This window comes from Streptomyces sp. NPDC001933 (assembly GCF_042890955.1).
Classification (GTDB): domain Bacteria; phylum Actinomycetota; class Actinomycetes; order Streptomycetales; family Streptomycetaceae; genus Streptomyces.
Window position 1 is genome coordinate 1 of sequence record NZ_JBIASS010000022.1, and the last position, 25,675, is coordinate 25,675.

23 protein-coding genes and 3 pseudogenes are annotated in these 25,675 nt (G+C 68.1%); 12 read left to right on the plus strand and 14 right to left on the minus strand.

All coding sequences use genetic code 11. The features are described 5' to 3' along the window. Window positions 1-472, plus strand: a pseudogene (locus ACFYY7_RS36670) (hypothetical protein); the annotation flags it as partial. 150 nt (window positions 473-622) lie between these two features. Here ACFYY7_RS36670 and ACFYY7_RS36675 read toward each other — a convergent pair. Beyond that, complete coding sequence (locus tag ACFYY7_RS36675) at window positions 623-3,028, minus strand: alkaline phosphatase family protein (RefSeq protein WP_388668057.1); 2,406 nt, start codon at window positions 3,026-3,028, stop codon at window positions 623-625. A 664-nt stretch (window positions 3,029-3,692) separates the two neighbouring features. Here ACFYY7_RS36675 and ACFYY7_RS36680 point away from each other — a divergent pair. The 5 genes and pseudogenes from ACFYY7_RS36680 (at window position 3,693) to ACFYY7_RS36700 (ending at window position 8,122) form a co-directional block, all read left to right on the plus strand. After that, window positions 3,693-3,887: a hypothetical protein gene (locus ACFYY7_RS36680; RefSeq protein ID WP_388668058.1), complete on the plus strand. Its 195-nt coding sequence runs from the start codon at window positions 3,693-3,695 to the stop codon at window positions 3,885-3,887. A gap of 2 nt (window positions 3,888-3,889) precedes the next feature. Next, window positions 3,890-5,200: an MFS transporter gene (locus tag ACFYY7_RS36685; RefSeq protein ID WP_388668059.1), complete on the plus strand. Its 1,311-nt coding sequence runs from the start codon at window positions 3,890-3,892 to the stop codon at window positions 5,198-5,200. Window positions 5,201-5,258: 58 nt separating this feature from the next. Continuing rightward, the gene (locus ACFYY7_RS36690; RefSeq protein ID WP_388668186.1) at window positions 5,259-6,272 is read left to right on the plus strand and encodes a TolB family protein; all 1,014 of its coding nucleotides are present in this window, start codon (window positions 5,259-5,261) and stop codon (window positions 6,270-6,272) included. A gap of 256 nt (window positions 6,273-6,528) precedes the next feature. Then, window positions 6,529-6,777 (plus strand): annotated as a pseudogene (locus tag ACFYY7_RS36695) (hypothetical protein); the annotation flags it as partial. Between the two features lie 100 nt (window positions 6,778-6,877). Then, window positions 6,878-8,122, plus strand: a complete 1,245-nt coding sequence (locus ACFYY7_RS36700; protein WP_388668060.1) for a WD40 repeat domain-containing protein — start codon at window positions 6,878-6,880, stop codon at window positions 8,120-8,122. 730 nt (window positions 8,123-8,852) lie between these two features. Here the strand turns inward: ACFYY7_RS36700 and ACFYY7_RS36705 are convergent. The 4 genes from ACFYY7_RS36705 to ACFYY7_RS36720 form a co-directional block, all read right to left on the minus strand. Continuing rightward, window positions 8,853-9,326, minus strand: coding sequence for a carboxymuconolactone decarboxylase family protein (locus ACFYY7_RS36705; protein WP_388668061.1), 474 nt, complete (start codon window positions 9,324-9,326; stop codon window positions 8,853-8,855). Between the two features lie 552 nt (window positions 9,327-9,878). Beyond that, window positions 9,879-10,478, minus strand: a complete 600-nt coding sequence (locus ACFYY7_RS36710) for a GPP34 family phosphoprotein (protein ID WP_388668062.1) — start codon at window positions 10,476-10,478, stop codon at window positions 9,879-9,881. Between the two features lie 250 nt (window positions 10,479-10,728). Next, window positions 10,729-11,619, minus strand: a complete 891-nt coding sequence (locus ACFYY7_RS36715; protein WP_388668063.1) for an alpha/beta fold hydrolase — start codon at window positions 11,617-11,619, stop codon at window positions 10,729-10,731. A 167-nt stretch (window positions 11,620-11,786) separates the two neighbouring features. Then, complete coding sequence (locus tag ACFYY7_RS36720; protein ID WP_388668064.1) at window positions 11,787-12,302, minus strand: cupin domain-containing protein; 516 nt, start codon at window positions 12,300-12,302, stop codon at window positions 11,787-11,789. A gap of 189 nt (window positions 12,303-12,491) precedes the next feature. On the opposite strand from ACFYY7_RS36720, the gene ACFYY7_RS36725 reads away from it, so the two are divergent. After that, on the plus strand, window positions 12,492-13,076 hold the full coding sequence (locus ACFYY7_RS36725; RefSeq protein ID WP_388668065.1) for a TetR/AcrR family transcriptional regulator: 585 nt from the start codon (window positions 12,492-12,494) through the stop codon (window positions 13,074-13,076). A 436-nt stretch (window positions 13,077-13,512) separates the two neighbouring features. Beyond that, on the plus strand, window positions 13,513-14,340 hold the full coding sequence (locus tag ACFYY7_RS36730) for an alpha/beta fold hydrolase (protein ID WP_388668066.1): 828 nt from the start codon (window positions 13,513-13,515) through the stop codon (window positions 14,338-14,340). 81 nt (window positions 14,341-14,421) lie between these two features. Here the strand turns inward: ACFYY7_RS36730 and ACFYY7_RS36735 are convergent, their stop codons facing one another. From ACFYY7_RS36735 to ACFYY7_RS36745, 3 genes are all read right to left on the minus strand, one after another. Then, window positions 14,422-14,733 (minus strand): zinc-binding dehydrogenase, encoded by a 312-nt coding sequence (locus ACFYY7_RS36735; protein ID WP_388668189.1) that lies wholly within the window; start codon window positions 14,731-14,733, stop codon window positions 14,422-14,424. Window positions 14,734-14,948: 215 nt separating this feature from the next. Continuing rightward, complete coding sequence (locus ACFYY7_RS36740) at window positions 14,949-15,152, minus strand: hypothetical protein (protein WP_388668067.1); 204 nt, start codon at window positions 15,150-15,152, stop codon at window positions 14,949-14,951. A gap of 519 nt (window positions 15,153-15,671) precedes the next feature. Beyond that, window positions 15,672-16,130 (minus strand): heavy metal-responsive transcriptional regulator, encoded by a 459-nt coding sequence (locus tag ACFYY7_RS36745; protein WP_388668068.1) that lies wholly within the window; start codon window positions 16,128-16,130, stop codon window positions 15,672-15,674. Window positions 16,131-16,212: 82 nt separating this feature from the next. On the opposite strand from ACFYY7_RS36745, the gene merB reads away from it, so the two are divergent. Continuing rightward, on the plus strand, window positions 16,213-17,187 hold the full coding sequence (gene merB, locus ACFYY7_RS36750; protein WP_388668069.1) for an organomercurial lyase: 975 nt from the start codon (window positions 16,213-16,215) through the stop codon (window positions 17,185-17,187). Window positions 17,188-17,408: 221 nt separating this feature from the next. On the opposite strand, the gene ACFYY7_RS36755 is transcribed toward merB, so the two are convergent. Next, entirely contained in the window at window positions 17,409-18,134 is a 726-nt protein-coding gene (locus tag ACFYY7_RS36755; RefSeq protein ID WP_388668070.1) for a transcriptional regulator, read from the minus strand. Here ACFYY7_RS36755 and ACFYY7_RS36760 point away from each other — a divergent pair. Next, the gene (locus ACFYY7_RS36760) at window positions 18,118-19,032 is read left to right on the plus strand and encodes an alpha/beta hydrolase (RefSeq protein WP_388668071.1); all 915 of its coding nucleotides are present in this window, start codon (window positions 18,118-18,120) and stop codon (window positions 19,030-19,032) included. The two genes, ACFYY7_RS36755 and ACFYY7_RS36760, sit on opposite strands and share 17 nt — an antisense overlap. A gap of 159 nt (window positions 19,033-19,191) precedes the next feature. Then, window positions 19,192-19,404 carry a hypothetical protein gene (locus ACFYY7_RS36765; protein ID WP_388668072.1) on the plus strand — a complete coding sequence of 71 codons (213 nt, stop codon included), beginning with the start codon at window positions 19,192-19,194 and terminating at the stop codon, window positions 19,402-19,404. 654 nt (window positions 19,405-20,058) lie between these two features. Here the strand turns inward: ACFYY7_RS36765 and ACFYY7_RS36770 are convergent. The 4 genes and pseudogenes from ACFYY7_RS36770 to ACFYY7_RS36785 form a co-directional block, all read right to left on the minus strand. Continuing rightward, the gene (locus ACFYY7_RS36770; protein ID WP_388668073.1) at window positions 20,059-20,235 is read right to left on the minus strand and encodes a hypothetical protein; all 177 of its coding nucleotides are present in this window, start codon (window positions 20,233-20,235) and stop codon (window positions 20,059-20,061) included. 126 nt (window positions 20,236-20,361) lie between these two features. After that, window positions 20,362-21,060, minus strand: coding sequence for an alpha/beta fold hydrolase (locus ACFYY7_RS36775; RefSeq protein ID WP_388668074.1), 699 nt, complete (start codon window positions 21,058-21,060; stop codon window positions 20,362-20,364). Window positions 21,061-21,184: 124 nt separating this feature from the next. Next, on the minus strand, window positions 21,185-23,161 hold the full coding sequence (locus ACFYY7_RS36780) for an ATP-binding protein (RefSeq protein ID WP_388668192.1): 1,977 nt from the start codon (window positions 23,159-23,161) through the stop codon (window positions 21,185-21,187). An 87-nt stretch (window positions 23,162-23,248) separates the two neighbouring features. Next, a pseudogene (locus ACFYY7_RS36785) lies at window positions 23,249-23,467 on the minus strand (helix-turn-helix domain-containing protein); the annotation flags it as partial. Between the two features lie 428 nt (window positions 23,468-23,895). On the opposite strand from ACFYY7_RS36785, the gene ACFYY7_RS36790 reads away from it, so the two are divergent. Further along, complete coding sequence (locus ACFYY7_RS36790) at window positions 23,896-24,723, plus strand: SDR family NAD(P)-dependent oxidoreductase (protein WP_388668075.1); 828 nt, start codon at window positions 23,896-23,898, stop codon at window positions 24,721-24,723. Window positions 24,724-24,759: 36 nt separating this feature from the next. On the opposite strand, the gene ACFYY7_RS36795 is transcribed toward ACFYY7_RS36790, so the two are convergent. Further along, window positions 24,760-25,539, minus strand: a complete 780-nt coding sequence (locus ACFYY7_RS36795; RefSeq protein ID WP_388668076.1) for an SDR family NAD(P)-dependent oxidoreductase — start codon at window positions 25,537-25,539, stop codon at window positions 24,760-24,762. Window positions 25,540-25,675: the final 136 nt, after the last annotated feature.

Below are 25,675 nucleotides of genomic sequence, written 5' to 3' on the forward strand. Positions count from 1 at the left end.
CGCCGTCATGACCGACCCCGCCGACGCCGGTCGCCTCGGGCTGATCGGCCACCGGATTCTGACCCGCCTCCTCCCGCCACGACGCCAGCGGGTCAGCACCCGCAAGGTCAAGTCACCGATGTCCCGCTACAGCACCCGCCACGAGGACGGCAGGCCCGACAACACCCGCACTATCACCGGTCTCGAAATCAACGTCCTCGAGCCTCCGGAATCCCGCCCTCAGCTCCCCGCCGTCTCCCGCGACGACCGGCACACCGCCCTCGCCGAGCGACGCCGTCACCGAATCCTGGCCCTGCTCGAGAAGGACCCCGACTGCCTCTGGCGTCCCCGTGACATCGCCTCCCATTTCGGCGACATCACCATGGAGACCATGTATCGACAGCTCTCCAGATGGGCCGAGACCGGCCTCATCCACAAACTCGGCCCAGGCCTGTACACCGCCACAGCATGGACCCCAACTCCCCTTGCGTGACCAGCGAAAACGCTAACTACCCGGCCTTGGGGCAAGATCTGTGTCCGGGTGATGGTGAAGCGGCTGGTGGAGCGGGCCGGCCGCACGTGACTGCCGACGTTGGTCAGCAGCCGCGTGCAGCAGACTTGGTGAGTTGTCAACTGGTTCGGGTCATGGGAGCTGTCGGATGCCGAAGGCGTCGTAGACCAGCCATGATCCGCCGGTTGTTGTGACGGTGATGGTGTTGTCGCCGGCCTTGAGGTTGGCGGCGGGCAGGGTCACGTTCAGCGTGGACGGCTTGGTGTTATTGGCCGATGTGGCGCCACCGCCGCCGCCGGCAGGGGTCTGGACGTTGCTCAGTTCGGCGCCATTGAGTCCGATCGTGAGCGCGGGCGGGGCAGTGGGGTTGGTGTCCTGCAGCCAGGCGGTGAAAGCCAGATCGTTGCTCGGCGCAGTGGCGAGGTTGAAGTTGAGCGTGAACGTGTGCGACTTGCTCCCGGCCCAGGAGTCGCGAGGTCCAGGCTGGATGTAACTCCAAGCGGTGGCCGGGTTACTCACACCCGCAGTGAAGGTGACGTCATTGGGGAACGTCGACGGATAGGAACTGTATCGATTCGGGGCCAGTGCGAACTCATGGCTGCTGGCATCGGTCTCCCCGGTCATCGTGATCGCCTTGCCGACGGTCGCCGGCACCGTACTGCTCGTGGGGAACTCCCCGTTGGCGGACAGCGTGACCGTCGCGTGGCCGAACGCGTCCTGGGCCGGGGTGAGGGAGAACGTGACGGTCTTGGACTCCCACGCATTCAGGGTGACAGGCTGAGACTGGCTCACCGTCCACCCGGACGGCACGTCCACCTGCACCGTAGCGTCCGTGTTGCCGGCCGTATTGTTGGTGACCTTCACCGGGACAGATGTGGAGTGCCCGGAGACCAGACCGTCCAGGCCCGATGCGGTGACATCGACCGGGTTGTACCCGACGCGGATCGTGCTGGTGCCCTCGTCGCTGTTCTTCGCGTTCTTGTAGGTGGCCTGCGCGGACAGTGCTTGGTCACCGGGGGTTGCGTCCGCGGGCGCGGTGACCGCCCAGGTGGTCTTGACCGACTGGCCGGGCTTGAGCTTGGTGACCTTGGCGGGCGAGGTGGCTTCAGCCGTCCAGCCGCTGGGCACGGTGAGTTTGACGGAGGCCTTCGGCAGCGCCATGGGGCTGACGTCGTTGGTGTACGTGGTCGTCACTGTGGCGGTGTCGCCGGGCTTGACGAATGAAGGCCTGTCGACTGTGAGCGAGTGCTCCGCGTCGTAGCCGGGCACCACCCACTTCTGGCTGGTCGTGCCGTCGCAGTCCCGCAGTTCCGCCGGGGTTCCGTTGTGGATGTGCGAGCCGGGGACGGTCAGGCAACGGCCGGATGCCGGGTTGAGCAGGGAACCGTCGGTCCCGGGCTGCCAGGTCTGCGCGGGGGTGCCGTCACAGTCGGCGAGTCCGGTCTTCCCGTCCGTGGTGGCGGTCAGGCACTTGTGGGCGTTGCGGAGCGTGCCGTCCCCGTGCCTGACCCACTGCTGGCCGTCAGCGGATGCGCAGTGCCGCAGGCCGAGCTGGCCCGGCTTCGTCGGCTTGGTCTGGTGGTTCTCCAGGCATAGCCCGGCCATGCCCTCCAGGCGGTCGGTCTGCGACAGATCGAACGCGTCAGTGATCGTCGCGACGTCCGGGTCGGCCGTGTGGTTGATGTGGTCCAGGCCGTACATGTCCAGCAGCGTCTTGAGCACGTTGTAGTGGTTGATGCGCTCGCTGTACTCGCCGGCCTTGGCCATCGGCCCGACCATGATGGTCGGGATCTGGTTGACCGGGGTGAAGTTGTCCTCGTCCCAGGTCAGCACGAACAGGCTGTTGTGTGTCCTGGCCCACTGGATGTACGAGTCGAAGGTCTTCTTGAGGAAGGCGTCGCCCTGCGCGAGGGATCCGTCATGCATGCTCTGCTGGCCGTTGCCCACGTAGAAGGAGACGGTGGGCAGGTTCTCGAACCCCTCCGGCGTGGTCGGGAACTCCTCCTGCCGCTTGTCCATCGGGTTCAGGTTCCCCGCAGTGCCCGGAGTGTTCTTGTAGCGGAGCCACTGCGTGGGCTTGCCCTGGTTGGCGTAGTCCGCGAAGGTGTATCCGTGGGTCACCAGCTGGTTGGGCAGGTTGTCGGTGTCGACAGACTGCGGGGCCGGCCACTCGCTGGACTTCACGATGTCCGAGGCGGACAGCAGAGAGTAGTAGTTGGGCAGGCTCGGGTGCGTGAGACCGTACGAGTCGGTGAACGACGCACCCTGGGCTTCCAGGGACTTGATGTACGGCACATGGTCCTGGGGTTTGGTGGACGGGTTGTTGAGGATGTCGTCGTAGCCCTTGTTCTCCATCATCACCATGACGACGTGGTCGGGCTTGGGGACCCCGGGCGGAGCCACGACCACCGAACGCGGGGCGGCCGAAGGAGCGGCGTCCGAAGTCTCCGCAGCCGCGGAAACGGCTCCCGGAAGGGCAATACATGCCAGCAGGGCCGAGGCCATCATGCCTCGGATGCTTGGGCGCGCTATGCGCATGCTGGTTCTTCCTTGTTAGGGCGACAGCAAACGAGCCGGCATCGCGGCGAAGACCACCGCAAAGGTAAACGGTGATGTTTCCGTTGTGCTGCCGCAGCCATTCATGGCAGCCAGCAGCGTAGGAACGTCTACTCCCGCCGTTTCAAACCAAAGATGAACTTCTCAAATACAGCGGGACGGGTATGGGTCACCGATACCGCTCCGAATGCTGCGTAACGGACTCAAGGTCTGGAGTCGGCTACGGGCAGGAAATCCCTGGCCTTCCCGTCCACTGCTCGACTCCATCCGCCTGCAACGGCACCCGATGCTGGTAGACCCTGGCGGTCCTCGGTCCCGCCTGCCACCCGGGATCAGCCCAGCGTTGCGCCGGGTCGGGTGACGGTCAGGCATCTCATCGGCGGTCAGGTGGTGCTCCGGGCCACGGTGCCCCCCAGGTCATGCCTTCATGGTTCGACAGGGGCAACAGTCGTGCCGGGCCTGGAGGCCAGACCCTCGTTTCAGGGCCACGGAAAAGGTAACTGGGCGCGCAACCTCAGGGACGCCAACCGGACCAAAGCATTCCGATTCAGTTCACCCTACGTCTTCTTGGCCAGGGCATATGCGCCTATAAATTTGGCGAGCCACTGCCACAAACCGCACATCAGGAGATTGCCGGAGGTAATCCATGCCCAGTTGGAGTCCGCCCTGGCGCGGCTTCAATGCCTCGTTGACCGCCGTCGACCGGGCCACCATTTCCGCCGACCTGTGGGCCGGACTCGGGGGCCCCGACCAGGCGGTCGGCACGGTGCTGGTGGGAACGTCGACGCTTGCCGTCCAGGCCGCGCCCGCGTCCGGCATACCCGCCATCTGGGCCGGGTGACCATGTACGTCAGTGAGAGCCGCGGCAGCACTCCCGCAGGGACCGCGCCGACCGCCCGGGGTCTTTTCCCCGGGCGGTCTGCTGTGACGACGACCGTGCTCGTGCTCGGTACGGTCAGTCTCGTCACCGATATCTCGTCGGAGATGGTCACCGCCGTCCTGCCGCTGTACCTGGTCACCGGACTGGGTCTGTCCCCGCTCGGTTTCGGGCTGCTCGACGGGGTCTACAACGGATTCAGCGCGCTCGTCCGGCTGGTCGGCGGGCACCTTGCCGACCGCGGCGGCCGCCACAAAACGGTCGCCGCCCTCGGGTACGGCCTGTCCGCGATCTCCAAGCCGCTGCTGCTGGCCGTGCACACGCTGCCGCTGATCGGCGCGGTGCTGGCGATGGACCGCACCGGCAAGGGTCTGCGCACCGCGCCCCGCGACGCGCTGATCTCACTGTCCTCACCGCCGGAGACCCGCGGCCGGGCGTTCGGCGTGCACCGGGCGATGGACACCACCGGTGCCCTGCTCGGGCCGCTGGTCGCGTTCCTGATTCTGCGTCAGGCGCCCGATGGCTACAACGTGGTGTTCACGGTCAGCTTCTGCGTGGCGGCCCTGGGCGTGATCGTGCTGCTGCTGTTCGTGCCCTCGCGCGCCCCGGAGCTGGGCGCCACGCCGGCGTCGGCCGCGGAACGCCCGTCACTGCGCGCCGCCGTCGCCCTGCTCGGCCGCCGAGAGCTGCGCCGCCTGGTGCTGTGCGCGATGGTGCTGAGCCTGGCCACGGTCAGCGACTCGTTCGTCTACCTGTTGCTGCAGCGACAGCTCGGGGTGTCCGACCGCTGGATCGCGCTGCTGCCGCTGGGCACGGCCGTGGCGTTCCTGCTGCTGGCGATGCCGCTGGGCCGGTGGGCGGACCGGGTAGGCCGCTGGCGGGTATTCATCGGCGGCCACCTCGCGCTGCTCGCGGCGTACGGGCTGCTGCTCACACACGTGCAGTCCGGGTGGCTGCCGTACGCGGTCCTCGCGTTGCACGGCGCCTTCTACGCCGCCACTGACGGTGTGCTCATGGCCGCCGCGGCCGGTTGCGTACCGGCCGGCCTGCGGTCCAGCGGCCTCGCCCTGGTGCAGACCGGCCAGGCCGCGGCACGCTTCGTCGGCTCGATCGCCTTCGGCGCGGCCTGGACAGCGTTGGGCGACCGTTCCGCGCTCAGCGGTGCGGCGCTCGCGCTGGCGCTGAGCCTCGTGTTGTCGATACGGCTGCGCCCGGAGGCCGAGCATTCAGCGGCCAAAGGTTCGGCAGAGGAACAGGGAGTGACGGGCAGTGACTGACCAGGAGACGAGGCACCGGATGACCAAGGCGCCCCGAACGGCCCCGGTGGCCGACGTGATGACCAACCGCAACAAACTGCTGGTGCTCCTCGCCAGCGTCCTGGTCCTCGCGAGCGTGGCCGGGGTGGTCGGGTGGTCATACCAGGCGGACCGCAAGAACCACGTCCAGGCGGGCGGGCCCGCGGCCGGCGCGGGCACGGTGTCGCTCGCGCCCGGCGGCCCCCCTCGGATCGTCTTCCGCTCGCTGGAGTATGGGCCGCACCGCGACGAGTTGAGCAGCGTCCCGGCGGGCGTGCCCGTCGGACCGCGCACCTACTCCGGAGTGAAGTGCATGCGCTTCTACGCGGCTGCTGGTACCGGGATCTGCCTGCAGTCCAAGATGGGAGCGATGCAGGAAACCTACACTGCGCTCGTCCTGGACTCGAGCCTGCACGTGACCCGGCGGATACCTCTGGCCGGAATTCCCAACCGGTCCCGGGTTTCGCCCAGCGGGCACATGGCCGCCTGGACGGTCTTCGTCGGGGGTGACGGTTACGCACAAAAGACCTTCTCCACCCGCACGTCGATCCTCGACACTCGCACGGGCGCCCTCCAGCCCAGCCTGGAGGAATACGCCGTCACCAAGGACGGGAAGCCTTTGCACCCCGTCGACGCCAACTTCTGGGGCGTTACGTTCATCGACGACAAGCACTTCTACGCCACGCTCGGCACCGGCGGCCAGACGTATCTGATCCACGGCGACGTCACGACCAAGACGGCCACCACGGTCCGCACCAACGTCGAGTGTCCCTCACTGTCCCCCGACGGAACGAAGATCGCCTTCAAGAAGCGCGTCCCAGGCCTGCCCAAGAACCTCCCCTGGCGGCTGTACGTCCTGGACCTCGAAACGATGCAAGAGCACCCGGTCGCGGAAACCCGCAGCGTCGACGACCAGGCGGTCTGGTCGGACGACAACAACCTGGCCTACTCACTCCCCGACTACGGCGCCGATCTCTACACCGTCCCGGCCGATGGCTCGGGTACTGCTCGGGTTCTGGCGCACGATGCCCTGGCGCCGGCCTGGATCGGCTGATCCCGGCCACTTGTCGTGGTCAGCGGTTCTACGTCACGTCTGCTCAGCGCTGCAGGATGGGCCATCAGCAGGGGACCCATGAGCGGAGGGCATATCAGGATTCAGGATCTATTGCACATCCCGTGGTGACGGAGCGCCACCCACCGCGCCAAGTCACCGGCGGTGTCATGACGTCGGTGACCGTGTCTTCCGCGGTGAGCGAGAGAAGGCCTGATGGGGCGTACGCCCGGTGGTTGTAGGGCGACGATCCCTGTACGTGTCGATCGAGCACCGACGTCAGTGGCGTCGCCTCGTAGACCTGGGTCTTCACGGACGCAGCTACAGGACTGTTCGCCGCAGTCGTCTCAGACATGCTGCCCACCGCTCCGCAAGGGGCCGTCCGGTCCTGCGGCGAAATCGGGGGCAGGGCGGTCGCCCACTGACGGCTCGGGTGGCCGAGGCCCTGCAGTCCATCCACGCCGCCGGAGTGATCCACCGTGACCTGAAGCCCTCCAACAACCTCCTTACACCCGACGGCCCCAAGGTCATCGACTTCGGCATAGCGCGAGCTGCGGATGTCACGTCCGTGACCAGTACCGGAATGCTCGCCGGGGATGCCCGGATACATGGAACCCGAATACATCAGGGGACAGACCGTCACCGAAGCCGGCGACGTCTTTGCCCTCGGGGCCATCGCCGCGTTCGCCGCCACCGCGCGACCTGCCGGACCTGGCGCCTCGGTGCGTCCACCGGCTGCAGACAGGCGGCCCGAGCCCGAGCCCGGCAGCCCGCTCCCTGCTGCCACCGTCACGCCACACCTGCCCGCTGCTCTAGCGCTGAGCGGAATCGGGGTACTCGTCCTGGTCGCAGTGCTCATCGCCGTCCTGCTTCCCGGCCAGGCGGCGGACCGCGCCACGCCATCCACGATCGAGTCGACGGCCACGCTCACTGCTTTTCCCGAGAAGCCCGCGAGCGTGGCGTTCAGCCCTGACGGCAAGACCCTCGCCATGGCCGGCGACGACGGCAAGGTGCGGCTGTGGGATGTGGACGGCCGCCGGACCCGTACCTTCCTCACCCAGCGCTCCAAGTCCAGCACCAGCGGGCCCCAGATCACCGCCGTCGAGTTCAGCCCCAACGGGAAGCTGCTGGCCGCCAGCACCCGCTATGACGGTATCGGGCTGTGGGACGTTGCCAAGCACCGGCTGGTCGTCACCATCACCAGCGCCCCTTTCTACGGAACATTCGACAGCGTGGCGTTCAGTCCCGACAGCCGCCTCCTCGCCACCGGGGGACTCAATGGCGTACGGCTGTGGAACGCGGACAGCGGCAAGAACCACGGCAGACAATTCGCCGTTCTCGACGACGAATTGAATGCCCGACAGGTGGCGTTCAGCCCTTACGGCAAGACGCTGGCCACTGCGGGCCACCGCAACGACAAGTACGGCCACACCGACGGAGAGGAGGCGCAACTGTGGAATGTGGCCAAGCGCACGGCACGCGAGCGCTTCGACCTTTGCGAGGACGGTCTGGCCGTGGCGTTCAGCCCGTCCGGCAAGAGCCTCGCCACCTCATGCGACGACGACATCGCGCCAGTACAACTCTGGCAAGCACCCAGCGGCCGCTCCGAAACCTCCCTCGGCGAGACGACGACCGGGAAGGTCGGAGTCACCTACAGCCCCCGGGGTGCGACACTCGCTGTTTTCGGCGGCGAGGTGGTGCAACTGTGGGACGCGACCGAGCATGACCTGCAGGCCCAGCTGGTCGGAAACACATCGAATGTATCGGACTTGGAATTCAGCCCCGACGGCCGACTCGTCGCAACCGCCACCTTCGACGGTGCCGTACGACTGTGGAAGGCCCCACCTCCTTGACCGGCCCGAGAAGTTCGAGGGGCAGTGGCTCTGTGCGCGAGTAGCGAGTCCGGTCACTTCTTGTGATGCGGAGGGCCTGCACCTCATCGTCTCCGGCATCGAGGTGGCCCGGGCCGAGGGCGCCGATCGCGGCGTGGAGGTCAGCGAGGTGTTCCACGACGCGGACGGGGTGTTCCATCGCGCCGGGACCCAGGGACGCCTGCCTGGGCCGGATGCGGAGTGAGCCAGCTACGACTCGTTCGCTTCGTTCAGTGCCCCGGACGGTAACGGCTGGGCGTTGCAGGAAGTCACGACGCGGCTGCCGGGACGGTGACGGGATCCCCGGCATCCCAGTGGCGCCTCGCGGCCCGTAGGTGTATCACCCGCTCTTGGTCGGCGGGCCCGGGTGCTGGCGATCCTGATAGGAATCGACGCCGGTCTCGATGCTCCGGCAGCTGAGCTCACGATCAGTGGCCGGCATGCCCTGAAAGTCACGGCGATGCATGCTGCGGAAGCGGACCCGTATGTCGTGGGGTCGGCGCAGGGCGGAGGTGATGTCGAAGGCGCAGGCCACCCGTGCCGTGCGCTTGCGGTTCGGTTCCTCTCCCGGCGCCGGGCTCCCGCGTTGCCCAGCCGCTGCGCTCCTTTCCGCGGTTATTCCGCAATGCCCCGCCGAACCAGCCGCCGTTCTCACGGCCCGGGTTTCCCGAGCCGGAATGTCGAAGGATGTCCGCCGACGTGCCCGGTGGACTCAGCCGAACTGGCCGGGCCGGTAATTCCCGGCGGGCTGCTGAGTGATGACGTTGATGCGGTTGTAGGCGTTGATGACAGAGATGAGGCCGACCAGCGCGGCCAGTTGGTCCTCGTCGAAGTGCTTGGCGGCGTTCGCCCAGGCGTCGTCGGTGACCCCGCCGGCGGCGTCGGCGATCCGGCTGCCCTGTTCCGCCAGTTCCAGCGCGGCCCGTTCGGCGTCGGTGAAGACCGTGGCCTCCCGCCAGGCCGCCACCAGGTTGAGGCGCTGAGCGGTCTCGCCCGCGTGGGTGGCGTCCTTGGTGTGCATGTCGGTGCAGAAGCCGCAGCCGTTGATCTGGCTTGCGCGGATCTTTACCAGTTCCTGTGGCGCGTGCGGCAGCGTCGAGTCGACGACCACCTTGTTGGCCGAAGTGATGTGCTTCATGAGCTTGGCCCCAAGGGCACTGCCGAAATAGTTGAGACGCGCATCCATGATGTGCTCTCCTCGCTGTAGTGCGGATTCCCCCTGGTTGACCGGACCGCCCGGTGAACAGTGACGGACAGGCAGAGTGAGCTGCATCATATTCGGCGGGTATGTGTGCTTCCGTCATGGCGCGTCCGCGCCGCGCTCCGTTGCCAAATCCGCGGCAGGGCGCGCTGCCGTGCAACCGCGTGCCGCACCGGCCGGGAATGACACTGTCTGAATGCACTGTGCCAACCCGGTCGTGGAGGCGTTGGTGCTGTTGGTGTTACGGACTGGTACGAGGCTGGGGCGAGGCCGCCTGAGGGCGCATCGATACGTCACGAGGACGGTCATCGTGGGGGAGGCGGTGTGCTCAGCGGCGACGGCCCGGGCAGGTCGGGCCGTCGGTGATCCTTACTTGCTGGAGCGCGTTCCGAGGGAAGGTCCGGATCCGGCCGGAGGTGCTGACTGCGGTCACTGCACTGGCGTCCAGCGTGACTTCGCGGAACGGGCTGTCCGACTGTCGTGTGACCGCTCACCGTTGCCGCCGGACTCGACCGCGCTCCCGAGGGTGGGTTCGGCTCATGGTCCGCGCCAGAGGTTGGCGAAGGCGGCATTCTCGATGGTCCGTCTCTGGCGTACGGTCTCCAGCTCTATCACCGCGTCGTGGACGGCAGCCACCACGGTCGTCACCGCCTCGTCGTCGAGGCCAATCTCATCGTCGGATCGTTCGTCGTCGATGCCCACGGCCGAGGCGAGGGCGGCCAGAACGGGTTCCTGCTCTTTCCAGCGGTCGGCTGCACGGCGGCGCGCGGGCGTATCGACCGGTTCCACGTGTTCCGAGCCGAAGGACAGCCGGCCGCTTCGCTGCGGCTTCAGTTCACCGTTCTTCTCCAAGGCGGCCTGGTACGCGGCCGAGAGGTCTCGGCCCCGGCGCCACAGCCAGTCTTCGATCCGCTCGTAGGGTGCCTGTCGAGTGAGCCCTGCCGCGGCCTCGCCCATGAACCGATCGTCCGGCTTCGGCGGTCCGCCCGGCACGATGCGGTCTCCGTCCACGGCGACCACCCCCGCACCGATGAGATCGATCAGCTCGGCTCCCGCGAGTGCGAGGGACAGGTCGCCCTGTCCCACGGGATGCTTCCGGTCCATGGCGATGATGAACAGGTCTTTCGCCGTGGTCATGAACAGCTCCTCTCGGAGACATCGACACAGGTACGCCCCACAGGCCGGGCCCGCGTCCGAGACCGTTCCGGCGCCGGGGCGACGGTCACGACCAGTATCGCCCCGACCGAGCGGCCGACGCCCTTTCGCAAGAGGGCGGGAGTTTCTGCCGACGAGGTCACAACGGCTGGTCCTCGTTGTGCTGGATCCCTGTGCAGCTTCGTCCGCCTGTCCGCAGAGAGGCTGCGAACGGTCGAAGGGAACAAGATCATCAGGCGTGACTGCTGAGCGGCGCGCCTGTCCGGTCTTTGAAGAAGTTGATCAGTTCGCGGCTCAGCAGCTGCGGCTGCTCCTCCGAGAGGAAGTGGCCGGCGTCGGGGATCTCGACGAACCGGATGTCGGTCGCCAGGTGTTCGTTCGAGGCACGGGAGAGTGCGAGGTAGCGTCCGCCGGGCACGAGGACCGGCATGGTCAGCTTGGGGAATTCGGCCGCGACGCGCAGGTCCTCGTGCAATGTCCGGTACCAGCCGGCCACCGCGCGGATCGCTTCGGCGGAGTCGTAGGCGCGGGCGTAGATCTCCCGGCTCTGCTCGTCGATCGTCTCGGGGGCGACGGTGAGCTGATCGGCGGACCAGTCGATGACGGTCCGGTAGCGGCCTGCGAGCAGTCGCTCGGGAAGACCGTCGAGCTGGTTGAAGCCCAGGTGCCACGGATTCAGCCCGTCCTGCGTGGGCAGAGCGGGAAGGTCCGCCAGTTTGCTCGTGGGTGCTCCCGGCTCCCACATGGCCAATCGGGTGGTGCTCTGGGGGTACTGGGCGGCGAAGAAGTATGCGATCCAGGACCCGACGTCCTCGCCCGCGATGTTGACCTGCTCGTAGCCCAGGTGCCGGACGAGTTCGTGGACATCGCGCGCCATGGTGGCTTTGTCGTACCCCCGCGCGGGCTTCTGGGACTCGCCCATTCCCCGGTATTCGCAGACGATCACCCGAAAGTGCCGTGCGAGCAGCGGGATCATCGTGTGGTACTGCCACCAGGTGCGGGGCCAGCCCGGGAGCAGCACGAGCGGTTCGCCCGAACCGCTGCTCACGCAGTGCAGACGGACTCCGTTGACATGGGCGAAGTCATGGTCGAAGGATTCGGATGGTGCGGGAGCGGTGGGCATGCGGGTTCTCCTGCGGGTGCTGGGCCGTCGATGAGCGAAGGAGGCGTGTCCGCCCGGGCCGTACGGGACCGCGTCGTGCAGGCGGCCCGGGTGCCTCACGGAGGTCTAGGGTCTTCCGTTTGGATCAGGCCGACCCCGCGAGCCCGGCATGATCCATTCGAGAGGCCCTAGCTGGGGTCGGGGAGGACCTCCGTGGCATAGCGGTCCATCAGTTCCGTCGGTGGCTCCCCGATGCTGAGCTCTCGGATCGGCGGTGCCACCCCGGGCTCGGCGGGCGTGGCACCGGCCAGGAGGAGTTCCTCGATGCCACCCGGGGTGAAGAAGAAGATCATTTTGGCCGCGTGGTAGCCACGGTTGCGGAAGCGGTGCCGAGTGCCTCGCGGGACGAAGAAGAAACCGCCGGCGCCGGCGGTCACGGTCTCGTCGCCGTTGAGGAACTCCAACTCCCCGGAGATCACGTAGAACGCCTCGTCGTGATCGTTGTGGATGTGCGGTTCAGGTCCCCCTTCGGGCGGCACCGTTGCTTCCAGGAAGGTCAGCGTCCCGTTGGTCTCCCGTGCGCCGGCCTTGAGGGTGTAGGTGTCGGCGAACACCCAGGAGGTTTCCCCTTTTCCGGACGGCACGTAGAGCGCGCTTCGCTTGGTGTACTGGGGGTCTGTCGAATAGGGATCGATCAGGCTCATGGTTCTCCTCGTTGCCGAGCAGCAGTATCCTAGCGATCGTTAATAAACTATTCCGCGCCCCTACCGACGTGTCAATACGGCAGTAGGCTGCGGGAGATGCGCGTTTCGGCAGGTGGCCGATTCGCCCGTGGGCGAGGAAGGGCAGGGAAGGTCATGCCGGGTGGTCGGCCTCGTAGCTACGATCCCGAGGTGGCGTTGAACGCCGCGATGCTGACCTTTTGGACCCAGGGCTACGAGGGCACCGCGATGTCCGACCTCACGACGGCCATGGGGATGAGCGCCCCCAGCGTCTACGCGGCGTTCGGAGACAAGGAGACCCTCTTCCAGAAGGTCGTCGAACGCTATATGGCCGGTCCCGGGGCCTACATGCGGGCCGCCCTCGATCAGCGGACGGCCGAGGCGCTGGCGCACACGTTCCTGCATTCCGCCGTGGAGGCGGTCGTCGGCGACCACACCCCGCACGGCTGCCTGGTCACACAGAGCGCGCTTGCCGTGAACCCTCGCTCGGCCACCGTGCAGAAATACCTCACCGGGCTCCGGGAGAACGGAGTGAAGTCCCTGGCCGACCGGCTCCAGTCCTTCTCCAACGCCGACGGCCTGCCTCCCGGCTCCGACCCCTCGGCCCTCGCGCGGCTCCTGGTCACCGTCGTCCAAGGACTCGCCATCCAGGCCGCTTCGGGTGCGTCGCGCGAGGAACTGCGCACGGTCGCCGACCAGGTGATGCTGTGGTGGCCGCGTCGAGCGGACAGCCGTAATGACCCGCAGGGCTGTTGATGCGGCTGATGGGCGGACTTCCGTCGAGTGCGGTCTGGCGGTGGTGGCGTGTGCAGGTCTGGAGGAGGTTTTCAGGGTGGTGGTTCGCTCGTTGTCAGAGGTGCAGGGCCGTAGGCGGGCCCGCCCTTCCTCCCGGCCGCCAGGCGTCCAGCGCGGCCTGGACACGCTGCTACGCACGAGGCCGGTCGCCCTTGACTGTCTGGTACTCACCACAAAGTGCCTGCATCAACTCGTTCGGCTAGCGTGATGGCGGCGGTCAGTGTTCGCATCCCTGTGTGACCGCGCCCGCAGCCGACCTGCTCCCCGCCACATGGCTCCGCAGCCGGACGAGACCGAGGCGCGGGCTCAGCGAACACCGGCTCCACAGTGGTCAGCGGTGCCGGGATTCCCGCGGTCGCCGTGTCCGGCCCTCACCCAGCGAAAGGATCCTGTGCGCATGTCTTCCGTGACGACAAAGGACGGCACTTCGATCTTCTACAAGGATTGGGGCAGCGGCCAGCCGGTCGTGTTCAGCCACGGCTGGCCGTTGAACGGCGACGCATGGGATCCGCAGGCCAAGCTGGTGGCCGACAACGGCTTCCGGGCCGTCGTGCACGACCGGCGCGGGCACGGCCGCTCTTCACAGACGTGGAACGGCAACGACCTCGACACCTACGCAGACGACCTGGCCGAAGTGATCGAGAAGCTCGACCTGCGCGATATCATCCTCGTCGGTCACTCCACCGGCGGCGGCGAGGTGACCCGCTACATCGGCAAGTACGGCACCGGCCGGGTTGCCAAGGCCGTCCTGCTCGGCGCGATCCCTCCGCTGATGCTGAAGACCGACGCCAATCCCGAGGGCCTGCCCCTCGAGGTGTTCGACGAGATCCGCCAAGGCGTCGCCACCGACCGCTCGCAGTACTACGAAGACCTCAGCGCGCCCTTCTACGGCGCCAACCGTCCCGGTTCCCAGGTGTCGCAGGGCACCCGCGACGCGTTCTGGCTCTGGTCGATGCAGGCAGGCATCAAGGGCGCCTACGACTGCGTCAAAGCGTTCTCCGAGACCGACCTTACGGAGGATCTGAAGCGTTTCGACATTCCGACCTGGATCGTGCACGGCAGCGATGACCAGATCGTCCCGATCGTGGCCGCCGGCGAGAAGTCGTCGAAGATCGTCAAGGGCGCGAAGTTCACGGTGTACGAAGGGGCCCCGCACGGACTGTCGATGGTAGCCCCCTTCAAGGACACGTTCGACGCCGACCTGCTGGCTTTCCTTCGCAGTTGACCGACGGGCCAACGGCGGCCCATTGCGCGTGGGGCCCGCCCCGGGTGTGAGCCACTCGGCCCCTGTGGCCCTGGCCCCCGATCAGCAGGGCCGGCCGATACAACCCGTTCTGCACGGCCTCGGGAAACACGCCTCGATGTCGACGACCACTCTGCCGCTGGTCGTGCCTGTCTCCACTGCGGTGTGAGCGTCGATGACGGTCTCCAGCGTGAAATGGCGGGGATCAAGGACGGGCTTGAGCGACCCGCTATCAGCGAGGGCAGCGACTTCCCGCAGGATTTCACCGTGGTGCTCGTGGCCACGGCCGGTGAGCGTGGGCAGCAGGGTGGAGACCCCCGAGGAGGTGGCGCCGCGGAAGGAGAGCGGGGCGATGCTGTGCGTGTCCCGGCTCAGGGCACTGACTCTTCACCCTGTACGGCGCCTGGCGCCCTGCCCCTGCAGGTGAGCTCGTACTCAACCTGCGCATGAGCTTGCACGCGACACTGGTGACTGTCGCCACCGTACAGCTGGTCGGGGATAGCGGCGACAGGGCCCCGAATCTGGCCAGTGCAGCGCGTCTACCACATCGTCACGGGTCGACTTCGGGGCCGGTCGTATGCCGGGCTGTCTCAGGTGGTGATGGTGAGGATCGCCGAGCCGGTGAGCTGGTGCGCCGCGTTCTCGGCGTACAGCCGGAAGTACCTCGTCCGGCCAGCAGCCTGGTGGAACGTGAACGAGCCGCCGGTCAGCAGCGGCCCCGACACCCGGGCGAAGCACGGCCCGTCGGCGGTCGAGGGACCGCTGCAGGACCCCTCGCGATAGCCAGTTGTCACTGTGTCAGCCGGGTCCTTTGGGTCCCAGCTGACTGTCACCTGCTCGGTGGCCGCGTCAAGGCTGTACGTCAGGCCGGTCGGCGCCGGTGCCGGCGCGGTTTGGGTGATACCTGTCGGCGCTGCCACCGCCGGGATTGTGGTCGCTCCCCCCGCTGCCGCCAGCGCTATGGCCACCGCCGCCGCGCGGCAGGCGACCCGTACGCGGTCTCGCATATCCCCTCCGGGATGTTGATCGATTCGAATCGCGGGAAGGGTACGAACTCGGTCCGCTGCCTGGATGGCGGACAGCGGGCGGTGAGATGGCGAACGGCTGAAGTATTGCCGCGGTGTGCCGGGTTGCGGTCGTGATTCCCCAGCGGTGCCGATCAGACACTACCCACCACGACACGCCGACCAAGATCAATGGGTGGGGACATCAGCAGAGCAAGTCTGGCCAGCCCAAAAGCACCAGGTGGCCAATTTCAGGAAGCGTCATCAACTGATGGGAGCATTCGAAAACGGCCAGGGATGCTTCTCGCCTCACCCGCTCCGATGGTCAACGAATGGGGGAGCGTCAGCGAGCGTCGGCCGGGGTCGGGCGTCTGGCAGGGTCAGGATGGTGCAGATGTCGTCCTCGGTGCAGGCGGCCGGGTCGGTGGCGGCGGCGCGTCGGGCGAGGCCGACCAGTGCCTCGCGGGTGGCGGTCAGTTCGGCCAGGCGGCGTTCGATGTCGGCAAGGTGCTCGTCGATGAGCACGGTGACATGTGCGCAGGGGGCCTGGCCGCCGTCGCGCAGGGCGAGGACGGAACGGATCTCCGCGAGACTCAGGCCGGCGCCCTGAGCGTCGCGGATGAAGCCGAGCCGGGCCACAGCCTGCTCGGGGTAGTCGCGGTAGCCGCCCGGGGTGCGGGGCGGGGCGGGCAGCAGGCCGGCCTGCTCGTAGAAGCGGATGGTCTTGGTGGTCAGCCCGCTGGCCGCCGCCAGGTCTCCGATGCGCATGCCTCCAGGTTACGACTTGACCTTCCAGTGCGCTGGAAGGTCTAGGGTCGGGGCAGGACGCTGAGCTTGGAGGATGAGCAGGATGCGGATCACGGTGCTGACGGTTCCACAGTGCCCGAACGCCCCGCTGGCCGTGGAACGGGTCACTGCCGCGCTGGCAGGCCGGGCAGCGGAGGTGGAGCTGGTCGAGGTCCAGGACCAGGGGGAGGCCGTCACTCGCGGGATGAACGGGTCACCAACGATCCTGTTGGACGGCGTCGATCCCTTCGCGCCGGCCGGGGCGGTGCCGAGTATGTCGTGCCGCCTGTACCGGGACGCCGACGGCACGGTTGCCGGTGCCCCTGGCGTGACCGCGCTGCGCGAGGCATTCACCGGTGCAGGCCAGGTGGCGGCTGCCTCAACGGGGGACTGCTGTGCGACGGACGCTCTCGATGTGGTCGGCCGGGCCGGGCGAGGGCGCCGCGCGCCCGCCGGGCGGGGCCTGCGGGCGGTACACCAGGCAGTGCTGCGGCACTTCGCCGACACCGGAACGGCCCCCGGGCCCGACGTACTGGAGCCGGTAGCCGCTCAGGCGGGCCGGACGGCCAGCGCGGTGCTGGGCGAACTGGCCGCCGAGGACTTCCTGACCTTGGACGAAGCCGGGCAGATCCGCGCGGCGTACCCCTTCTCCGCCGTGCCGACACGCCACCGGGTCCGGATCGACGGCGGCGTAGAGGTGTGGTCGATGTGCGCGATCGACGCACTCGGCATTCCCCCGATGCTGGAAGCGGATGTGGTGATCTCCTCCACGGACCCGGTGAACGGCGAGCCGGTCACCGTCACCACCCGCAGCGGGGCGGCCACCTGGGAGCCGAAGAACGCGGTGGTATTCGTTGGGCAGCGACCCGGCGGTGGCCCCGCGGCCACGGCGTGCTGCGACGCGCTGAACTTCTTCACCTCCACTGTCTCCGCCCAGACCTGGGTCACCGACCATCCGGGCATTCCCGGTCGTGTGGTCACCCAAGTACAGGCCGAGGACATCGCACGGGAGACGTTCGGTCCGCTGCTCGCCCTCTGAACTCGCGTCTCCTGTCAATCTGGCCGGCACGGACGCCGCCGCCCTCGCCATCGTGGGCGAGGAGATCCGTCGAGCAGGTCCGGGGTCATTCCGAGGGGGTGGTGGGGACTCTCAAAGAGCCCCATCAGTGGAGGTGCTCCACGGTGAGCTGATCGGCTTGGTGGCGCCGTTCCGGGGGTGCTCCGGCACCATCGGGCCGGGCCGCGCTCCGTGCGGCGCTGTCAGCGAGCCCGCCGGGCAGTTCCTGCATCACGCGACGATGCGCCGCCGGTGACCGCGGTGCGATCGCGAGACCTCTGAAGCAGGCGTTTGAACGCCTCGTGCGACGGCGAACGGGGCGGGGCTGTGTATGCCACGAGCAGCTGGTCGGGGTGGGTGTCGACGGTGAACTGCTGGACGTCCAATGTGAGTCGGCCGACGACCGGGTGAATGTATGTCTTCGTGAGCTGCCGCGGTCCTCGTACCCGGTGACCCGCCCACCAGATACGGAAGTCCGGGTCCCGTGCAGTGAGTTCCCCGACCAGCTCCGCCAGGGCCGCGTCATGAGGCGCGCGGCCGGCTTCCATCCGCAGCACGGCGACACACTCGCGGGCGACCAGGGGCCAGTCCGCGTACAGGGAGCGGAAGGCGTTGTCGAGGAAAGTGAGCCGGATCATGTTCCGCTGCGCCGCAGGCAGCACGGCGAAGTCGGTCAGGAGGGCCGCCGCTCCCCGGTTCCACGCGAGGACGTCCATGCCGCGACGCAGCACCAGGGCGGGTACGTCGTGCATGGTGTGGAGCAACTGCTCCAGGCGAGGCGCGACTTGATGTCGCTCGGGTGAACTCGGCGAAGGGGCGGGTGCGACGTCGGCCAGAGTGAAGAGATAGATCCGGGGACCGGATGCCCGGCTCGGGCACATATCCCTACGTTTTCGACGGGAGTGCATCACCATGCACAGAGACGTCATATTCCCCAGCAACGGGCTCAAACTGGTCGGCCATCTCTACACGCCCGACGCCCCCGCCTCCGGCTTCCGCCCGGCGATCGTCGTCGGCCACCCCGGCAGCGGGGTCAAGGAACAGGCCGCAGGGCTCTACGCCCGGCGCCTGGCCGAGCGCGGATTCGTCACGCTCGCTTTCGACGCCGCGTATCAGGGCGCCAGCGAGGGAGAACCGCGCGGTCTGGAGGACCCGGGCCAGAGAGTGGAGGACCTCAAGGCCGCCGTGTCCTTCCTCTCCACCCACGACGAGGTCGACGCCGGCCGGATCGGGGCACTCGGGATCTGCGCCTCCGGCGGCTACGCCCTGGCCGCCACGGCCACGGACCACCGCATCCGGGCCGTCAGCACGGTGAGCGCGGTCGACATCTCCCGGCAGTTCCGCCTCGGCGCGGACGGCACCCAGGACCCCGACGCGCTGCAGAACATGCTCGCCGCAGCCGCAGCGGCCCGCACCACCGAGGCCCGCGGGGAGGGCATCCGGCGCTTCCCGCTCTTCCCCGCGACCGAGGCCGAGGCGCGCCGCGCCGGCCCGCACGTCCATGAGGGCTGGGAGTACTACTGCACGCCACGCGCCGAGCATCCCCGATCCGCCAAGACGTTCACCTGGAGCAGCGTCGACCGCATCGCCTCCTTCGACGCCTTCCACGCTGTCGGACTCATCGCGCCACGTCCCCTGCTGATGATCACCGGACGCGAAGCGGTGACATCGTGGATGAGCGTGGAAGCATTCCAGAAGGCGGGCGCCCCGAAGGAACTGCACTGGATCGAAGGCGCCGTACACAACGACCTCTACGACAAGGACGCCTGCGTCACACCCGCTGTCGACAGGCTGGCCGAGTTCTTCGGAGCGCTCCTGGAGCCGTGAGAAGCCCAGGTCCCTGGCCTGCACGCGCTGGTCCGTGCACTGATCGCACCGGCCCGCAGGCCATGCCGGGACACCCCTTCCGATCGGCCTCCCCGTGAGACCGCATTTGCGTCCCGGGCGGGCCGGCCGCTTCGGTCAGCGTCCCTGTTCTACGACTTCGTGGAGGTATTGCACGGCGAGCTTCTCGGCGTGGTGGCGCCGCTGGAGGGGCGCTGCGTCGCTCCAGCGGCGGTACAGCTCGACCGTCGCGAGGAGCGCCAGTCCGGCTTCATGGCGGTCGTAGCCGCACAGCGTTGTCCGGAGGTCACGCGCCTGTTCCGGCGCGATGGTCTCGAGGTGACGTACTCCGCGTGGATCCGCGCCCTCTGGTAGATGACGCGCAATTGCCTGACCCGTCCGTCCTGGCGGGACATGAGCCAGGTCAGGGTCGGCGGGCACTGGTGCGAACTGCCCGGTTCCTAGACGACGTTCATCTCCCGCATGTCGATGTCCCGTACGGCGACCACGCTGTACAGGTGCTGGTGCACCTCTCCAGGAAGCGGCGCATGACCGGGACGAGATGGACAGGGAGGTCAGGGTGTCCCAGCCGACCGACCATTTTGCCGTGCGCGGGCCACACCCATCGGACAGCACCCCCGTTGGCCACGGGCCATGCCGGAGGACCTGACGGCAACCAGAGACACGGGACAGATCAAATTTCACTCCATCAATTGTGAAGCAGGCCACTCCGCTTGCCGCCAGCTGGATTCCCGCGTCAGGAGCACGCCAGGAGGGGCGTCCCAAACGGCCCTGACCGAGCGTGGGAAGGCCGAGGGGCGCCTGCACGCCGCGTCACCCCGACCGTTTCCATGGTGCGGGCCACAACCGACCCCGGCTTGCCTGGTCCCTGGCCGGGCGGGGGCGTCGCCTCGAAGGTCGCCGCGCATCGCGGCTCCACTTCGGGGTACGTACCGGTATCGGTACGCGGCGAGGCGGACCCGCTCGAAACCGTGGCCGGGTGACCGTCCTGTTCCGAGCGGGCGCGGGTCAGAAGCCGGAGGCGGGGCGCGTGGTGCAGTGCTCCTCCAGCCGGGTCGTCTCCGCGGCGCTGAGCTTGAGCTCGGCGGCGGTGAGGTGGTGTGGCCTGGCGGTGCCGACGGCGGTGGAACTGGCCGGAGTGAAGGAAGCGGCCGCCGCGGCGGTGGCCGCTCCAGCGGTGATCATTCTGCGTCGTGGGGCGGACGGGCATACGGGCACCCCGGGGTGGTGGACAGGGATGGAGGTGTCCTGTCCGGGCGGGGGTGCCGCCCGGACAGAACGGCGGTACGGGGGTGGTGGCGTCATCGGCCGCTAGGACTGGCCGTTGAGGCCCTCGGCGGCCTGGGCGATGACGGCGGCCACCGTGGCCGGGCGGGAGACGTAGACGGCGTGGCTTCCCGGGGTCTCGATGACGGTCGCGCCGGCCCGCTCGGACATGGCCCGCTGGGCGGGCGGCGGGATCATCCGGTCTTCGGTGGCAACCAGGTACCAGGACGGCTTGGTCCGCCAGGCCGGTTCGGACACCGCTCCACCGAGCGCGTCGACGCCCCACGGGACCTGGGAGTCGGCCATGAACGCCGCCTGCGCTTCGGGCACGTCGGCTGCGAACGACGCCGCGAACTTGTCCCGGTCCAGGAACAGGAACCCGTCCTGGGGCGGCAGGATCGGCGGAACCGGCGCACCGGGCGGCGGGTCGGCGATCAGGGAGCTGACCGACTCACCCTTGTCGGGGGCGAACGCGGCGATGTAGGCGAGCGCGGCAACGTTCGGGTGCTTGCCGGCTTCCGTGATGACGACGCCGCCGTAGGAATGGCCGACCAGGATGGCCGGTCCGTCGAGCCCGTCGAGGACTTGGTGGGTGGCAGTGACGTCACCGGCCAGCGACAGGGTCGGGTTCTGTACGACGGCCACCCGGTACCCGTTGTCCGTCAGTTGCTGGTAGACGCCCTGCCAGCCCGATCCGTCCACGAAGCCGCCGTGCACGAGCACGATGTTCCTGATTGCCGTCATGGTCACTCCTGACGTGGTGGGACAGGGCACGCGCCTGCCCGGTGGAGCCGATTCAAGTCGTGCGGCGGTGACCCCGCCATGCAGAACAGCACGCAGAACTCCCTGCGCACATCGGCGTGTGCCCTCAGGGCGCGGGGGTCGCCAGGCCGTGGCAGCGGGTGTGCGCCTCGGCGTCGCCGATCGCCTCGAAGACCTGCGCCGCACGTGCATAGGCTCGCCGGCTCAAGCCGGCCTGGCCTTCTTCGGCCAGCAGTGCTGCGAGCGTCTCCAGTGCGAGAGCCTGCATGATGTTGGAATCGAACGACTCCATCACCGCAACCGCCTCGGTGAGCGTGGCGATGGCTTCGCCGCGATGCCCGAGGAGCCCCAGACAGCGGCCGAGATCAGCCAACGTGTACGGCCGGAGGTGCGCCGCGATGCTCGGCGTCATCCCGGACTCGTCGTCGCTCACGAGGGTCAATGCCTCGCGGAATCGCTCCAGCGCCTCGTCGTGGCGTCCTGCGTCACGCAGGCAATGGCCTAGGTTGCTGAGGGCGGCGAAGTACGCGTCGATGTCACCGAGGAAGTCGAAAATCCCCGTCGCCTGCGACGCCGACTTCACGGCATCCTTGCTCCTGCCGAGCTTGCGGAGTGCGACGGCGGTGTAGTTGTACGACCAGGCGATCTGCACCGTGCTGCTGCTGCGCGTGGCGAGGTCCAACGCCTCAGCCGCGGTGCGCAGCATGGTTTCCGGGCTGTTCAGCGGAATCCCCTGCACCCAGGCCAGGTAGTTCAACTGTGTCGCGTGCTGGGCGAGATCACCGAGAGCGGCGGCGGCCTGCGCACCGAGGGTGAAGACTTCGTGCCAGTGAGGGGCATGGACCCACCGGTCGGAGAACCAGTGCATCGACTCGGCGCAGTCGAGGACTGCGGTGTGCTGTCCGATGCTCGCCGCGAACCGCATCGCGCCCAGCCAGTTGGCCACGTTCACGCGCAGCCAGCGTTCGGCTTGCTCCGCCGAGGGCAGGGCGGCAAGGCCGGCGTCAGGCCGCTCGGGACGGCCGTACGCCGGCTCGAACCACCGCCCGGCCGTTGTTGCCGTCCTCAGCAGCCACGACGTGACCCTTTCGGTGAGCGCATCGCGGTCAGCCGGGCTTTCCTCCTCGTGCAGCCGTTCGCGGGCGAAGAGCCGCACCAGGTCGTGGAAGCGGTAGCGGTCCTGCGTGCTGTCCTGCAGCAGGCCGAGGTCGACGAGTTCGTCCAATGCGTCCCAGGCGTCCTCGATCGGGGTCTCGCCGACGACTGCCGCGAGGGCGGCGCCGAAATCCCGGCCCGGCACCACGGCCAGTCGGCGGAAGACCTGCCGGGCGGGAGGCGCCAGCTGTTCGTAGGACATCCGGAAAGCATTGGCGATCTTGAGGTCGCCGGCCTTGAAGTGATCGAGACGGCGTTCCTCGTCCGACAATCGGGCGGCGAGTTCGACAGCGCTCCAGCCGGGCCGGCTGGCCAGCCGGTTCCCGATGATCCGAAGCGCCAGCGGCAGCCCTCCGCACAACTGGGCCAGTCGGGCGAGCGCCGACTGCCCATCCGCAGCGGAACGCTCCCCGACAATCCCGGTCAGCAGTTCCGTGGCCTCCGACAGCTGCAGCGGCCCCAGGACGAGCCGCCGCACGCCCTCCAGCCCGGCCAGCAGACGCCGGCTGGTGACCAGAACCCTGCCGGCACCGGCTCCGGGTAACAACGGACGGACCTGCTCCTCGGACGCGGCGTTGTCGAGCACGACCAGCACACGCCGGTCCCGCAGCACTGAACGGTACAAGGAGCTACGCCCCGGGGTGTCGGCCGGCATCTGCTGATCCGCGATACCCAGCGCACCCATTACCTGCCCCAAGGCGTCGAAGACGGCGACCGGCCGCTGGGACATACCGAAGAGATCGAGGAAGAACACTCCGTCGGGATATTCCGGCCGTAAGGCATGGGCCGAGCGGACGGCGAAGGTCGTCTTGCCCGATCCTGCTGAGCCGGTGATGAGCCCCACCACAGGAGCGCCCGGAGCAGGTTCAGCGTGCACAAGATCGTCGATCCAGGCCAGTTCCGCCGCGCGTCCGGTGAAGTCGTCCACGGACCTGGGCAGCTCGCACAGACCGGTCGGACGCGTCCAGTGATCCCGGAGGCGGCCGTCCCGCGCCAGCTCGACGAGCTGCTCGCGGGCGCACTCCTCCAACGCGAGCGCGTTCACCACAGCGCTCACGGTCCGGGGCTGGGGCCCCTTGCTCCGTCCGCGCTCCAGGTCCGACAAGGTCCGTACGCTGACCCCCGAGGCTTCGGCAAGCTCCTCCAACGTCAACCGGGCCGCATGCCGATGATGGCGCAGTCGTTCCGCGAAGTTCGGCCAGTCGACGATCAGGCCACCCCCTCTCGATGACATGAGGATCTGAGCCGCTTCGAACGGGTGAAGCCTACTCAAACGGCCCTGGCACGCGGGGCGTTCCGGCTGACTGGAGCGGTAGCAGTGCCGCAGATTTCCGGCATCGGCCCGCAGTGTCGCTGCTATGTCTACGAAAGCCGACCGACCGCCGTCACCATCGCCGACTCGCGTAGCCGTCACCGTCAGCCGGGACCTCGTGGCCAGGAACCAGGGAGTCGACACCACGGATCCCGGGGTGCGGGCCGAAATGATACGGATCGACGTCACCGGCACCGGGCTCGTGAACCCGCGAGAACCTCACCGTGCCAGTCGCAGCGGGTGTCGGCTCGATCACCAACGTTCCCTCCGTGGCCGGCATGGCAACGGGACCAGCGACTTGCGGCGTATTCGTCATCCAAGAGCGCGGCAGCCAGCAGTGAACCATCGTCATGACCGGCACATCGAGCGGGTTCGGCAACCTGAGCGTGCGCTGCTTTGCCGAAGCCGACTGGAACGTCGTCGCCACGGTTCGCAAGGGAGCGGACCTGGACGTCCCCGCCGGCCTTGACAGCGTCAAGACCCTCCTGCTGAACGGCGACCATGAAGATGCCGACCTGGCCTTCGGTGATCTGGCACTGTCCCAGTTCGGCCGTCTCGATGCACTGATCAACAACGCCGGCTACCGTCAGGGCGGCCCTCTGGATGCCACCACGATGGACCAGGTCCACCACAAGTTCCACACCAACGTCTTCGGGCTGATCGCGCTGAACAAGACGGTCATCCCGATCTTCCGCAAGCAGCGCCCGGGCGTCATCGCCAACGTCAGCTCCATCAGCGCAGACGCCGGATTCCCATACGCCTCCGCCTACGAGGCGTCCAAGGTCGCCGTCACCTTGCAGGTCATCGACTACCGGAACGAACGCTTCGAGGGCCTGGTGCACGATGCCGACGCCGTGCTCGACTTGGTCGGCGGCGAGACGCTGCACCGCTCCTGGGCGGCCGTGCGACCCAGCGGGATCGTGGTCAGCATCGTGCAGCCGCCGGACCAGGAAAAGGCCGCCGCCCGCGGAGCACGGGGCCTGTTCTTCATCGTCGAACCCGACCGGCACGGACACATTGCCATCAGCGAACTGATCGACACCGGCAAACTCAAGCCAGTGGTGGACCCGAGTCGTACCGGTCACCGAGACGCGAGCGGCCTACGAGGCGCTCGCGACGGAGCACCTGCGTGGCAAGACCGTTCTGCTTGTCGATCACGGGGCGAGGAAGCCGGGTAGACAACGCATCGGCTCTGCCGCATGGCCACGGTGCGACTACCAGGTGGTGACGAACCCGCCGTCGATCGTGACGTCGGAGCCGGTGACATTCCCTGTCCGGTCGCTCGCCAACACCAATACCACGTCCGCAACCTCGGCCGGCTTCGAGAACCGGCCGGTCACCGCAATCCCCGCGGCCTGCGCGGTCACCTCCTCCGGCGCCATTCCTGTCGCCTGCGACACGGCGGCTGCGATGCCCTCACCGGCCAGCCACAGATCGGTCTCGACGGGCCCGGGACTGACCGTGTTGACACGAATCCCGCGGCCGCCCACCTCCTTGGACACGCCCTTGGAGAAGTTCGCCAGGGCGGCCTTGGCAGCGCAGTAGTCGATCACGCCCGGGTCGGGGTAAACGGCGTTGACCGAGCAGATGTTGACGATCGAGCCGCTGCCCCTGGCCAGCATCAGCGGCAGAACCTCCCGCGTGGCACGCACCGCGGTGAAAAGATTGAGGTTCATCGTCTCCCGCCACTGCTCGTCCGTGACGCCGAGGAACCCGCCCGGCCGCGCCGACGCCGAGCCCACGTTGTTCACGAGTACGTCGATCCGGTCCCCGGCCGCGGCGACGAGCCGCCCGGCGCCCTCGTCATCGGCGAGATCCACCTGCACCAGGCGTACGTTCCCGCCGTGGACCAACGCGTCGAGCTCGTCGGAGGAGTGCCGCGCGCCGGCCACCACCTGCACGCCCTCTGCGGCAAGGGCCTCCACGACCGCGAGCCCGATTCCCCGGCTAGCGCCAGTGACCACGGCCACGCGGCCCTCCAGCCCAAGATCCATCGTGCTGTCTCCTCCGTACGCGCGGCCTGGTGCCGCCTGGGCGGGTGATCCGGTACGAAGGTCATCGGCCTTGTCACGCACATGCTTGAATCGACATGAATCTCGATACAGGGACTCCGTGCTCCTGGACCATCAA

Coding starts and splice junctions, on each gene's coding strand:
- ACFYY7_RS36675 (WP_388668057.1), bottom strand. CDS start 3,028: ATGCGCATAGCGCGCCCAAGCATCCGAGGCATGATGGCCTCGGCCCTG.
- ACFYY7_RS36680 (WP_388668058.1), top strand. CDS start 3,693: ATGCCCAGTTGGAGTCCGCCCTGGCGCGGCTTCAATGCCTCGTTGACC.
- ACFYY7_RS36685 (WP_388668059.1), top strand. CDS start 3,890: ATGTACGTCAGTGAGAGCCGCGGCAGCACTCCCGCAGGGACCGCGCCG.
- ACFYY7_RS36690 (WP_388668186.1), top strand. CDS start 5,259: ATGACCAACCGCAACAAACTGCTGGTGCTCCTCGCCAGCGTCCTGGTC.
- ACFYY7_RS36700 (WP_388668060.1), top strand. CDS start 6,878: ATGGAACCCGAATACATCAGGGGACAGACCGTCACCGAAGCCGGCGAC.
- ACFYY7_RS36705 (WP_388668061.1), bottom strand. CDS start 9,326: ATGGATGCGCGTCTCAACTATTTCGGCAGTGCCCTTGGGGCCAAGCTC.
- ACFYY7_RS36710 (WP_388668062.1), bottom strand. CDS start 10,478: ATGACCACGGCGAAAGACCTGTTCATCATCGCCATGGACCGGAAGCAT.
- ACFYY7_RS36715 (WP_388668063.1), bottom strand. CDS start 11,619: ATGCCCACCGCTCCCGCACCATCCGAATCCTTCGACCATGACTTCGCC.
- ACFYY7_RS36720 (WP_388668064.1), bottom strand. CDS start 12,302: ATGAGCCTGATCGATCCCTATTCGACAGACCCCCAGTACACCAAGCGA.
- ACFYY7_RS36730 (WP_388668066.1), top strand. CDS start 13,513: ATGTCTTCCGTGACGACAAAGGACGGCACTTCGATCTTCTACAAGGAT.
- ACFYY7_RS36745 (WP_388668068.1), bottom strand. CDS start 16,130: ATGCGCATCGGAGACCTGGCGGCGGCCAGCGGGCTGACCACCAAGACC.
- merB (WP_388668069.1), top strand. CDS start 16,213: ATGCGGATCACGGTGCTGACGGTTCCACAGTGCCCGAACGCCCCGCTG.
- ACFYY7_RS36760 (WP_388668071.1), top strand. CDS start 18,118: ATGCACAGAGACGTCATATTCCCCAGCAACGGGCTCAAACTGGTCGGC.
- ACFYY7_RS36755 (WP_388668070.1), bottom strand. CDS start 18,134: ATGACGTCTCTGTGCATGGTGATGCACTCCCGTCGAAAACGTAGGGAT.
- ACFYY7_RS36770 (WP_388668073.1), bottom strand. CDS start 20,235: ATGATCACCGCTGGAGCGGCCACCGCCGCGGCGGCCGCTTCCTTCACT.
- ACFYY7_RS36775 (WP_388668074.1), bottom strand. CDS start 21,060: ATGACGGCAATCAGGAACATCGTGCTCGTGCACGGCGGCTTCGTGGAC.
- ACFYY7_RS36790 (WP_388668075.1), top strand. CDS start 23,896: ATGACCGGCACATCGAGCGGGTTCGGCAACCTGAGCGTGCGCTGCTTT.
- ACFYY7_RS36795 (WP_388668076.1), bottom strand. CDS start 25,539: ATGGATCTTGGGCTGGAGGGCCGCGTGGCCGTGGTCACTGGCGCTAGC.